Genomic DNA, 12788 nt, shown 5'->3' with positions numbered 1-12788 from the left:
GATGAAGAATCAGCTCAAGCCACTCCCGATCGTTTCGCCTGTCACCATGAAGGCTGCACTCAAGCAATCTGAGCTTTTCCACAAGCCACAGCATCGCCTGCAGTGTTCGGTGATCATTGCATTCTGATTCTCCCTCTGACTTACTGTTAAGCAATCGCATGAATAAAGATGCTGTCTGCCATTATGGCAGCAGGATAATGCCTCAGGCAGAGTCCGGCTTTTGAAAGTTCAGGTTTGCATATCTTTTAAGGCGCTCCGCGTCAGGCGCCATAACGGCACAGAGGTGCCCCTTAGTGGATAGCGCCGGCCGCAATACCGGGCTGCGTTTCCGGCACAACTCCGGGTATCCGGTGTGACCACAAGTTGCCGTTACCGGACAGGTCGCACTGCGTCGGCTGACGCGAAAAATCAGATATGCACGCAACAGAGCAGGGACAGATACTGACCCTCCCGGACTGGTATACGCTTTACAGACTGACAGCCTTTGCATCGTCGTGGCCGTCTGTGCAGGCGAGTACTTAGTCTGTACGGCCCTTACTGCCCGACGCGGCTGATGTCTTCCTGCTGCTCACAGGGTTATCCATCACGCAGGTGAATAAGCCGGTGATGTGGCGGCGGCTGGCCTGCTTTCGATGTTCAGCGTAAAAAAATGTCCGCAGAATCTCACGGGCTAAAGGCCGATATGCCCTGGTGAGGTGGCATAACTCTATTAAGCTTTTTTTATGACGTTACGCTATGGATATCCCGACAGGTCACCGGATTATCAGACTGAACTGCACCGGGTATGAAAGGGTCCTGAGCCGGTATGAACCTGGCGGCCCCCGCAATCCTGTTGTGTGGTGCATAAAAGGCCCGCTGTTCATGCCTTTGTTCAGCGGCATAAGCACTAAACTCTGATAATACCTTAACCGGACCAACACGTAATGCCGCTGAAAAAACTGCGCCTTCGCACGCTCCTCATCTCGCTCTCCATCGGCGGGGTGATCCTGACCGCCGGCCTGCTGCTCGGGGCGATGCTTATTTTTCAGAAAGGCAACATAGAGGACAGCCTGCTTGAGGGCAATATTGCCTACGCGCGCAAGCTTGCCGACACGACCGATCGTTATCTTGGCATCGCGCAGCGTGAACTGGCCTGGAGCGCCCGGCAGATTAACGGGCTCGCCGACCCGGCGCTCCTCCGGGGCGAGACCGACCGCCTGCGGCTGCAGTCTGGCTTTTTTAATACGGTAGTGGTGGTTAACCGTGACGCCGTCATTGCTGCCACCTCACCGGAAAGCCTGAGCCTTGTTGGCATAAAGCTCTATTCGGATGCGAGCAGGCAGGCTATCGCCACGCAGAAGCCGTTTATCTCGTCACCCTTTACCTCTGCCTCAGGTAACTATGTCGTGTTTCTGTCCCAGCCTCTGTTTACCTCTGATGGCAGTTACCTGGGCTACATCGGTGGTACCATCTATCTCAGGAAGCAGAGCATGCTGAGCGATATCCTGAGCCAGCATTTTTACGCCCGCGGTTCAACTGTCAGCATCGTCAGCAATGATGGCCTTATCATATTCAGTCATGACCCCGCTCGCGTCGGGAAAAAAATGACGTTGCCTCCTGCGCTGCAGAAACAGCTCGCCACGACCGAAAGTGGCCGGTTCAGCTCTGAAGCCGACGGTCAGCAGTTCCTTACCGGCTATGCCAGCCTGCACAGGACGGACTGGAACATTTTCATTGCGGGAAGTTCTGAGACGGTCAGGCAGATCCTGATGCGCACGGTAAAAAATGCGCTGTGGTTCCTGGCAGGAATTATCATCCTGACGGCAGCCGCGATGACCGTGCTGGCCGGGTATATTGCCTCACCCCTGGAGAAGCTGGCCGGCATGGTACGGGACGGGGCCAGTGAAGCATCAGCCGCGTCACTTCAGTCGGTCCAGGCCTGGTACTATGAAGCTGATCGCCTGAAGCAGGCCGTGGATGAGAACCGTCAGGCCGTGGCGGGACGCATGGCAGCGCTCAGCGACGAAGCCATGACCGATCCGCTGACCGGACTCTGCAACCGCCGGGGCTTTATCCTTCTGGCGGACCGATTGAGTGAAGATGTGTCACAGTGCGCCGTTGCCTTGGACATCGACCATTTTAAGAAAATTAATGACTGGTACGGGCACGATGCCGGCGACGCGGTACTGATAAGTCTGGCCGGCCTGCTGCGCCAGGCGTGCAGAACCGGCGACGTGGTCAGCCGATTCGGTGGTGAGGAGTTTATTCTGCTGCTGCCCCGGACGTCACTGGACGATGCGGCCCGGATGGCAGAACGCATCCGCGAGACGGTGAGCATCACAACGTTTCCGTACGTGGGGAGCATGACAGTGTCCGCCGGCGTCGCGTCGCTTGCCGGCTGTGACGGCCGCGGCGCGCTTCTGCGCCGCGCCGACGAGGCACTTTATGAAGCCAAAGGCGCCGGACGTAACGCAGTCGTGGTCGCCGGACCGGAGGGGTTTAGACGATATCAGGCAGCCGTCTGATGGCAGGGCGCCGGATCAGCACTGGCCGCGCAGTTTCCAGGACAGCCATCCGTCAAGCTCTGACTCCGGCAGGGGACGGGAATAGAAAAAGCCCTGCGCCTGGTCGCAGCCATATTCCGCAAGCGCAGTGCCCGTTTCCGCATCCTCAACGCCCTCGGCCAGCACCGTATAATCGGGATCCTTCAGCATAGTAATAATGCTGCGGGCAATGATGCGCGAGGCAGTGTCAGACGAAATTTCACTGATGAGCGAGCGGTCCAGCCTGATGACGTCAAGCGGCATGCGTCGAAGGTCGCTGATGTTGCTGTAGCCGGTACCGAAGTTATCCAGCGAAATTCCGAACCCGCGCAGCTTCAGCATCTCCAGTCCGCGCATCGCCACCGGGTTTTCAATAATGCGCTCGGTCTCCAGACATTCAATGCCCAGCAGTGATGTGGGAAGTTTCGCCCTTATCATCTTCACTTCCAGCGCATCGGCAAAGCCCTCGCGGGCGAAATCCTTGCTGCTGACGTTTACCGTGTCGGGAAGCTGAATGCAGCTATTGCGCAGACGCGTCATGCGGCTGATAACCCGGTCCGTAACCCAGGCCGTCAGGTCGCTGAGCAGCGAAGTCTGCTCTGGCAGGGGACAAAGAGCGCGTGAGAGCGTTCACCGCGTACCGGATGGTGCCAGCGGATCAGTGTCTCCAGTGCGACAGGCCTGCCGCTGTGCAGGCATATTTTGGGCTGGAAGGCGAGCCACAGGCCGTTGTCTTGCCGCAGCGCGGTGGCCAGATCGTTCGTCAGCGTGAAGTCCTGAGTATGACGCGCGTCGCCAGCCGCGCTGAAGCGCACACGCCACGGCCAAGGGCCTCGTGCAGGGTACTGACCGCACGGCGCAGTGCTTACTGTGCCGTTATGCTGCCCGTGGCAAAAGTGACTTCACCCGCATGGGTACTGAGCGCCACGGCGATGCCGTCTCCGGGATCGGCACTGATCCCTACCAGGCGGCCCGCGACCCAGTCCGCATTCATGTGGCTGTCATCGCGCGTCAGAACGGCGAATCGTCCGGTGGCGACGGTATAGAACAGCTCGTCAGGGGTCGGGCGCAGGCGCAGCGGCAGAAGGGTGGCCACGTCCCTGAGCAGGCTTTCCACCGGCCCCATCCCCATCGAGCGGGCGAGTTCGCAGGCGTGCGGTATGTCGATGCAGTCAATCAGCACCAGCCGGCGCGGCGCGCTGTCCTCCGATGCGGCCAGAAACTGCAAGTCGCGGACGAAGCGCTGGCGGTTTGGTAAGCCGGTAACCGGATCGGCAAACCCGGCGGAGTGTCAGGCCTTCAGAAACGACATCACCAGCGCGGCCAGCCGTTTTAGTGTGGTAACGTGGTCGGCGCCAAACGGGTGCGGCACCGTGTCCGTGACGCACAGTGTGCCGGGCACGATGCCCTCACGATTTCAGCGGTACGCCGGCATAGAAGCGTATGTAAGGCGCGCCGGTGATGAGCGGATGCGACGAAAAACGGACGTTAGACCGGGTGTCAGGGACGACCACTGCACTGTCGCTGTCTACCGCATGGCGACACAGAGAGTCATCCCGGGACGACTGCTTCAGCCCGAAATTATGGGCGACCTGCACATGCTGGTGCTTATCGTCCGGCACCGAGATAAAGCTGCCGGAGATATCAGTCGCCTGGCTGGCTGGCCGGACAAATTTTTGCAGCACGCCATCGCGGCTTTCATCGGGACTGCGCAGCGCCTTCAGCTCCTGCGCGCGGCGATCGTCGTCGCCGGTAAGATTAATCAGCATGCATCCCTCCGCCCCGGCCTGGTTCCGGTGCGAAATCAGAAAGAAAAAATGTACGGTAACGGACTGGTACTAAAATCAATTGCTGCAACAGGGAAAAACAATTAACGCTTTAATATGCTGTGTATGCCAGACACCGCACGGCTCTGTATCATTATTTATTTTCTTTAGTGAATTATTTACAATATTACGATTCTTTTATTTTATCGTTGAAACATATTCTTTTTTTATTATTCCTGCCAGAATTCAGCCTGAATAAACGCAGCGCGTATTCATCACGCACAAAAATAAAATAAACGACAATCATTATTGTTTAATAACACTATGATCCAGGGAAAACCTTATGCAGTTACTCCGACACCTGACAATCCGCCGCGTGGTATTGTGGATAATGATCCTCTCGCTGGCCGTGGTGGCGCTTGCCGGTGCCTACGGCACGCTGACGCTGCGCGAGATGTACCGCCATGCTGACCGCGCTGACGCGCTAACGCAGCAACTCACCTTTCTGACCCGCGCGGGCCTCGTCATGCAGGACGGCAGCGCAGCCGACAAAGCGGCGCTGCTGAACGCCGCTCCGGCAGACCCGGCATGGGACGCCTACCGCGCAACGCTGTCGGCATCGCAGGACTATCCGGCCGCGGCACGTGAACGGCTCAGTGCCCTGACACAGCAGCTGGCGGCAGACGATGCGCCGGTGCGGGCCGAGCGCCACCGGCTTGAGGTGATATTTTTTACAGCGCTGCTGGCGGCCGCCGCGCTGCTGGCGTTCTGTGACCGCTATCTTGTGGTGCACCTCGTGCGCCCGGTGGCGAAGATCCGTGCGCACCTGAAAATTATTGCGGATGGCGACCTCACTCATGTGCCTGAAGACCTTGGCCGCAACTGCGTCGGGCAGCTGGTACCGCTGGTCAGGGAGATGCAGCACAGCCTGCTCGATGCGGTGGAGTCGATCCGCGACAACGCGATCATACTGCACCGCGAGGCCGCCGACATTGCCACCGGCAATGCTGACCTTTCCGACCGGACCGCTACCCAGGCCGCGGCACTGGAGCAGACCGCGGCCAGCATGGAGGAGATTACCGCCACCGTCAGCCACAATGCGGCTAACGCGCATGAGGCCAGGGAGCTGGCGGTACAGACAGCGGAGACCACGCGGCGCAGTGAGCATCTTGTGCGGGCGGTAGTTGATGCCATGGGTGGAATAGCTGAAGGGTCAGAAAAAATCCGTCAGTTTACCACCACCATAAGCGGGATTGCCTTCCAGACCAACATTCTGGCACTCAACGCCGCGGTCGAGGCTGCCCGCGCCGGAGAGCAGGGCCGCGGTTTTGCCGTGGTGGCGGCCGAAGTGCGCTCACTGGCGCAGCGCAGCGCGGTCGCCTCAAAGGAAATTGAAGAGCTGATTGCCGATACCGTAGCGCGCATCAGCGCCGGGCGGCAGGCGGCGGACAGCGCCGGCGCCACCATGGATGAGGTGCTGCGTGGCGTCGGCGGAGTCAGCGAGCTCATTGGTCAGATAGCGCTTGCCTCCGGGGAGCAGAGCAAAGGGATCGCACAGGTCACACTGGCCGTGGCAGAGCTTGATCGCGTTACCCAGCAGAACGCCACGCTGGTGCAGGCTGTCTCTGCGACCGCGGGGAGCCTGAGTGGACAGACAATCGCCCTTAGCGGAGCAATCACCCGCTTTACGCTGCCGGCGGCGGAAAGTAACGTCACGGGCGTTGCCGGCACTGTCACACCGGGGTCGCGCCGTCAGGTTATTTCCCCGTCACCGGAAGGGGGCTGGGAGGTTTTCGGACACCGGTAGTATCCCGGACCCGGCTGCGGATCCTCCCGCCACGCGCTCACGATCGCTGTTCCTGTCTGCTGGACGCACCGCCCGGTTCTGGCGATCACGGGCTATACGCAGCGCCAGCGGAATATTATCTGTCACTCTTCCCGGATCGCAGTGCAGCTGAGGTCGGTGTGCATCTGTCGCTGAATTCAGCCACGGTTATTTTATACGGTGATCCTCTTTTTTCAGAGCGAATCGGTATTAATGACGTCCGTTCCCCGCATTCCCTGTATATTCTGGCAACTTGTCAGACAGAAAACACCGGAATACCCTCTGAATAATAACGGGTGAAGAAGGAGACTATTTCTATTCCTGCAGCAGATAACGTATTAATACCAATTAAACAATCCGGCTCAGCAGCGTGATTTAATTAATACGGCTTGCGGGTAACCAATGCGTATGCGGGCTGCTGACGTTGCATTGCAGCAGAAAAGTTAAGACAATGTAATGACTGTTCTGTCATTCTCTGCGTCATTTTTCACGCTGCTGGCCCTGAACGGTCCGCATCTCTGAAGGAAATATCCCCTGGAAATCAGCCTGTAAATCCCACCGTTGTTACCTGTTCCGACGTCCGTGAACTCCATCTGGCCGCAGGCCTGTCGCAGGAGGCCGCCGCTGAGCGGTTTGAGCTCAGCCTGCGCGTCTGGCAGACCAAAGAGGCCGCCAGAAACCCCGCCCACCTGAGCCAGGGAGAGTACGAGCTGCTGCTGTTGCTTGCAGGACGTCACCCTCACTATGCCCTTGTACCAAAAAAGAAAAGGTAGTTTCCTGCAGGTAGCGCCTGAAGTTTACGTGTTACCGGCGGATAAGAGGATAGGGCCATGAGCCTGAAATATTACTTTGCAGTGCGATGCGGGCACCCCGCACCTGAAGAGGTTCACTGTGAGGGCTGCGTCGTACTGACGCGGGCTGGCGGGAAGACGTTTAAGGGCACGTTCTACTCTCTCAGGCACGCGCTTCAGTCAGGATGTCTGCGATATCCCTACTGCGCTATCTGCCAGCTGTGCGCCGGGCTGCAGCGGTAGCCTGCCGCCCGGCATGCGTCTTAAATAGCAGCGCCATGATGCCCCACTGACCCTGCAAGGCCCGTATATTTCCCCCGGTAGGTGGACACGCTCGCGGGGCCTCTTCCGGCTTCGGAACAACAGAGATTTCTGCGCCCTGTCTGATTGAACCGGCCCCCTTTTTACTGTGTCATGCCTGCCACAGCTCATTTATCCGAGGGGACAGACTCTGAAACGCTCAATCACAGACCCTGAGCGCGCCCGCCTTGCCGCACTGGCGCAGTATCAGCAGGCAGATGCGCTGGCCGAAAACGCAATCGACCGGCTAACCACGCTTGCCGCACGCCTTTTTCGTGTGCCCACCGCCTTTGTTTCACTGATTGACGATCAGCGGCAGCTTTTCACCTCACGCTACGGACTGAACATTGCGAGCACCGCCCGCCGCGTGTCCTTCTGCGATCATACGCTGGCGCAGGGGACGTTCCTCTGCGTTTCCGACACCCTTGATGACCTGCGTTTTCGTGACAATCCGCTGGTTCAGGGATATCCGCATATCCGCTTTTATGCGGGGATCCCGCTGGCTACACCGGATGGCCACCTTATCGGCACCGTTTGCCTGACCGACACGCTGCCACGCCCGCCGCTGACCGACGCTGACCGGCAGCACCTTGCTGATATCGCCGCGCTGGTAATGGACAGGATGGAAGTCCATCGGCTGGATCAGCTGCGTCATGCCAGCCAGCAGCGGCTGGAGTCCATCTCGGTCACCTCACCGGACGCCATCATCTGCACCGACCTGCGACGCGGCATCACCTTCTGGAATCCGGCCGCCACTGGCATGTTTGGTTACGGGCCTCAGGAGATGGCCGGTCAGTACGTGGCAGGCCTCATTCCAGATCGCTGTCAGACCGACTACCGAAATGAACTGGACCGCCTTTCCGGGGAAGAAGCAGCAATTTCACAGCCGCGCACGATGCAGACCTGGGGGCTGCGGCGCGACGGCCGGGAATTTCCCGCCGAAGTCTCGTTCTCGGGCTGGCGCGAGGGCGACACACGCCTGGTGGGAATGATAATCCGCGACGTTACCGCCCGGCATGAGAGTGAGGCACGCCTGTGCGAACTGGCCTCACTGGACATGCTGACCCGGCTGGCCAGCCGCGGCGCATTTATGAAGCAACTGGACCACCTGACTGAAGCCGGCGTGCCCTGCATGCTGCTTATGATGGACCTGGACGGCTTCAAGGAAGTCAATGATACGCTCGGGCACGCTGCAGGCGATGCACTGCTTTGTCATGTGGCAGAGCAAATCCGGCAGGTGTGCAATGACGCGATAATCGCCGCCCGACTCGGCGGTGACGAATTTATCATTTTGCTGCCGGGCGGGAGTGACGATGCCGGCTCTAGGGCGGAGCGCCTGATCGCCGCCGTGCAGACGCCTTTCCGCTATCACGGTTCGCCTGTCGTGGTGGGTGCCAGCACAGGGGTTGCTTACTATCCGGAGCACGGTAAGAATGCGTCCACGGTGATGTCGGCGGCCGATCTGGCGCTTTATCGGGCTAAGGCCTCGGGCAAGGGCCGCAGCGTGCTTTTCCGGCCAGCGTTTCGCGAGGCGGAGCAGCGGCGACGGCGCTTTGAGCGCGAGCTCGAAACCGCCGTGCGGCAGCAGGAGTTCATCCTGCACTATCAGCCACGATATGATGCCGGCAGCGGCCGCCTGCTCGGCTGTGAGGCGCTGGTACGCTGGCAGCATCCCGCACGTGGCCTGCTGCTGCCGGCCGAGTTTACCGATATGCTGGTGAAGAGTCCGCTTTCGGTTGAGCTCGGCGACTGGATTATCCGGACCGCGCTGGCGCAGGTACGCCAGTGGCAGGCCCGCAGCCCGCAACTACGGGTCAGCATTAACCTGTTCCCGCGCCAACTGGCGGGTTACGGTCTCGAAAGCGTGCTGCGCGAGGCTGCTGGTGGCGATGCCGCCTTTGTAGACCTTGAGGTTGATGAACCGCTTCTGGCCATGCTGTTCCAGGACACGCCCGCGCAGCTGGAGGCGATACGGCGCACGGGCGCCACGTTCGTTATCGATCATTATGGACGGACGCTGGGCGCCATCAGCCTGCTGCAGCACCGCTTCGTCAGCGGCTTTAAGATTGACAAGTCGCTGACCCATAAACTGGTCAACAGCATGCGCGTACGGATGATGTTCCGCGCTATCGCAACGCTGGGGAAAAGCCTTGGACTCAGCGTCGCGGCGGAAGGCGTGGAAGATGCGGCCCAGCGGGTTTTTGTGACGGCCGCCCGGTGTGACATCATGCAGGGTAACGGGTTATGCAGACCACTCACCGTGGCGGCCTTTGAGGCGCTGCTGATGGCTGAAGACGACAGCCTCATACTTGTGCAGCCCGCACCCTGATGGCACCGGTAACAGGCTGTTTCTGTAGCCGGTCAGGCTGCAGAATTATCGATCCGACTGATGACGGCGATAAGCGGACGTGACCGGTGAACTGTCCATGATTCTTTATATCAGGTCCTGTTATGAACGGGCTGAGGCCAGCCGCTGCAGCCTGAGTAACGTCCTTATGCCCTTTGCTAAACAGTGAGATTGTTCCGCAGGAAGCGGGTCTGACGTCGCGGTCTGTCGCCCTGTTTGATCCACTTTCAGTAAGCGCCGTGTGAACAGACAGCATTTTCAGGGAGGAGGTGATATAAAGTAGGCCGGTTCACACCTTTGCAAGATAAGTAAGCCGGGACGTATTTAACCGGGAAGACGACGTGTTAATTGATTAACCTGAAATCACTTTTCCCTGACTGACTGCGTTACTACGCTTTCTGCATGAATCCACACTGACCGGGATGCTTCAGCCGACTCCCGCCGGTCACTGGTCACGGGACATTCTGTAAAATTACTGGAGAAAAATTCTGGATGATGTACATCAGGCAAAGGAGCGCGAAGAAGCGCACCTGACTGCCTCATTGTCCGCGCGTAAGCCTGGACCGTTAAGCCCCAATGGTAAATGTGTAGGGTGCAAAGATGAGGCTGTTATGGCTGACACTGCCTTCTGCTCAGCAGAGTGTGATGAGGATTACCACAAATAACAGCGTAAGCAGCGCCAGCGGGCTGGTGACTGAACGGATTGAGCCCCCTTCGTAAATCAGGTCTGAGCTTTGCCGCTGTTCGGGCAAGACTCACTGTCCTGAAGCACCTGTCGGTGCCAGCAGCAGGGGACTGACTGCGATAGCGGAGATGCTCCGGCTGACGAATGACTGATTCCGTCTGAACAACTCAGCGTCCTGGCACAGGTATCATGCGGGCTTTTTTGTGGCGGCGATCTTAACAGGCAGCAAAGCATGCCGGTTAAAGTATTCCCCCGGCTGGCCGATGAAAAAGAAGAGCGTAAATAGCGCAATAAACGCTTCTCTATTGAATGCTCTGTTGTAATTGGCCCGTGTAAAGCGGGCTTTTTTTGCCATTAAAAGATGGCGCGGGGAAGTCTTAACACTTACACCGGTTATCTTACAGCACTCCTCTTACCTGTAACCGGCGGTGCGAGTGAGCGCCCCTGCCGCTGACTGATATGTTACAGACAAAAACGAGGATGTCTGCCTCACAGCAGATCGAAGCCAGTCAGGAATTTTAAAACCGCCATCACGATTCGTACCCGCAGCCAGCCTCCTGAGCAGGTATTTTACTCCTGCCGCCTGGCTCAATCCCTGATATTCACCTACGCTGACTGAACCCACCCCGTAGCCTGCTCAGACAGGAGCGGCTGAGTCATTGCCCGGTCGCCGGGCTTTTTTATGCTGTTTCAGAACTGATTGTCAGACCGTTTCTGCGGGCCTAACCATGTAGTGTCGATATAAAATAGTGCTGACAGTGTCAGCAAAAATCCCGGACAGACACCTTACAGAAATAGACTGTCATGAGAGCAGCGGATGGATGAAAGAAAATGATGTCTGCTGAATATTCTGACAGGCGATCGCAGTGAATTCCTTACTGATATTCTTTTTCATCGCATAAAGCGATGCATCAGCGAAGTACCGGCGCTCTGCTTTTTGCCAGCGGGATAGTGCGCCATCAGGCAGGAGATTTATATCTTCATCAGAAACTGACAACCAGCACAAACCAGGCCAAATCAACCCGCCGCTATTTTTCACCTCTGCTGCGCGTATCTTTGTACTTGTTACCTTTGCTGCACTTTATCCGGAACAGGCTGATGTGCAGCCTGGTGTTCTGCAAAGCGCGCTGTCTGCTGACGCCAGCTGATGTTAACGCCCGTTTTCAGGGCAAAAAAAACCGCCATAAGGCGGTACAAAGAGGAATACTGTAACTCTTGCTTTTATCGCGTTCAGCCGGAGCCGCCGGCCGGTCTTAATCATAGAAAAGATTGCCACGATAACAAGCGTAATCGGGGGAAAAAACAGCCTGTTATGCCTGGATCGTTCTGCCGCCAGGGCTGAGCATAGGTACCGAACTCCAGGTAGTCTATCCGTAAAAACCAGCCCTCTTTAGCGAGCGGATCAATCAACTCCCGCAGTTCTCTGCACACCTGCCGGCTTATCCATGGAAGTGGCACGCTTGCAGCATGGAAGGAACATGCGGCTATACAAGCCAGCATCCCCCGCAGGCGAAAAAAAGGCTTCTCCGGGGCAGGAGAAGCCAGAACCACATGAGTTAAGGTCACACTTATCGTTTTATGTCGCCCAGGGAAGGCGTACGATGATTATCGGCATGCGCCGCACCGGCATGAGGCCGGGCGGCACAATTTTTTCGTACCTTCACATACGTTGTATTTATCCTAACCATGAAACCGGCATCAGGTCTCATGATGGAGACAGTATCTGTGCCCCGGACTGGCTGGTGAAGGCCGGGCGCTACATCCATAGTCTGGCGTGGATAGCCGGCGAGCTCAGTAAAGCGCAACGCGCATTTTTTCAGTCCATGCGAAGAGAAAAATGCTCTTAACACGGCGGTGTTACAGTGTCTGATGAACGCCGCCGCTCCACCCCTCAATCAAATTAATCTGACGTCTGCTTCAGAAGCTCTGCCAGTTATCATCCCCTGCTGACGCAACAACTGGCGCAGAGCGTAATAAGGCTGCCGTCCGTACCGGACGGACTGTGTCAGCGCGCACAGTGGGTGTCTGACCTGAAGCGGAAACCAGCATAAAGGTACTGACAAGCTGGTTCAGCGATGCCGCCTGCTCCATCAGTGAACATGAGGCTGCAGAGGCCTCTTCAACCAGCGCGGCGTTCTGCTGCGTCACGTCATCCATCTGATTTACTGCCAGATGGACCTGCTCTATCCCCTTAGACTGTTCGCTGGCGGCGACGGAGATCTCGTCCACAAGGTCAGTGACCTGCCGCACGGCATCGTTCATGCGGGACATATTCTCGCCCACGCCCTCAGCCTGGGCCGCCCCGGATTCCACAAATCCGATTGATGATTCGATCAGCTCTTTGATTTCACGGGCGGATGAGGATGAGCGCTGCGCAAGATTTCGCACTTCGCCGGCTACAACCGCAAAGCCACGCCCCTGCTCTCCTGCGCGGGCGGCCTCTACGGCGGCGTTCAGGGCCAGAATGTTGGTCTGAAACGCAATCCCTTCAATGAGGCCGATAATATCCGTGATTTTTGCAGAGCTTCCCCTGATGTCACCCATGGTACCCA

Annotated in this window: 7 protein-coding genes and 1 pseudogene; 5 read left to right on the top strand and 3 right to left on the bottom strand. The window is 57.8% G+C overall.

The genetic code is table 11. The annotated features are described in order from the left end of the window. Positions 1–923: 923 nt before the first annotated feature. Entirely contained in the window at positions 924–2504 is a 1581-nt protein-coding gene (locus tag QSK07_RS12015; RefSeq protein WP_285721747.1) for a sensor domain-containing diguanylate cyclase, read from the top strand. Between the two features lie 15 nt (positions 2505–2519). On the opposite strand, the pseudogene QSK07_RS12010 reads toward QSK07_RS12015, so the two are convergent. Next, positions 2520–4291, bottom strand: a pseudogene (locus QSK07_RS12010) (sensor domain-containing diguanylate cyclase). Positions 4292–4631: 340 nt separating this feature from the next. Here QSK07_RS12010 and QSK07_RS12005 point away from each other — a divergent pair. The 3 genes from QSK07_RS12005 (at position 4632) to QSK07_RS11995 (ending at position 9533) form a co-directional block, all read left to right on the top strand. Next, positions 4632–6095 (top strand): methyl-accepting chemotaxis protein, encoded by a 1464-nt coding sequence (locus QSK07_RS12005; protein WP_285721748.1) that lies wholly within the window; start codon positions 4632–4634, stop codon positions 6093–6095. A gap of 545 nt (positions 6096–6640) precedes the next feature. Beyond that, complete coding sequence (locus QSK07_RS12000) at positions 6641–6886, top strand: transcriptional regulator (protein WP_285721763.1); 246 nt, start codon at positions 6641–6643, stop codon at positions 6884–6886. 514 nt (positions 6887–7400) lie between these two features. Continuing rightward, positions 7401–9533, top strand: coding sequence for a putative bifunctional diguanylate cyclase/phosphodiesterase (locus QSK07_RS11995; protein WP_502921719.1), 2133 nt, complete (start codon positions 7401–7403; stop codon positions 9531–9533). Positions 9534–11038: 1505 nt separating this feature from the next. Here the strand turns inward: QSK07_RS11995 and QSK07_RS11990 are convergent. After that, complete coding sequence (locus QSK07_RS11990) at positions 11039–11275, bottom strand: hypothetical protein (RefSeq protein WP_285721749.1); 237 nt, start codon at positions 11273–11275, stop codon at positions 11039–11041. A 562-nt stretch (positions 11276–11837) separates the two neighbouring features. Here QSK07_RS11990 and QSK07_RS11985 point away from each other — a divergent pair. Next, entirely contained in the window at positions 11838–12083 is a 246-nt protein-coding gene (locus QSK07_RS11985; RefSeq protein WP_285721750.1) for a hypothetical protein, read from the top strand. Positions 12084–12153: 70 nt separating this feature from the next. Here QSK07_RS11985 and QSK07_RS11980 read toward each other — a convergent pair. Then, positions 12154–12788, bottom strand: a 635-nt coding sequence (locus QSK07_RS11980; RefSeq protein ID WP_285762114.1) for a methyl-accepting chemotaxis protein, incomplete at its 5' end; no start/stop codon positions are given.

The organism is Pantoea sp. QMID4 (assembly GCF_030270445.1).
In the GTDB taxonomy this organism is placed as follows: Bacteria; Pseudomonadota; Gammaproteobacteria; order Enterobacterales; family Enterobacteriaceae; genus Pantoea; species Pantoea vagans.
Note: the sequence above shows the minus strand (reverse complement) of the source record. Positions and strands in the feature narration are given on the sequence as shown.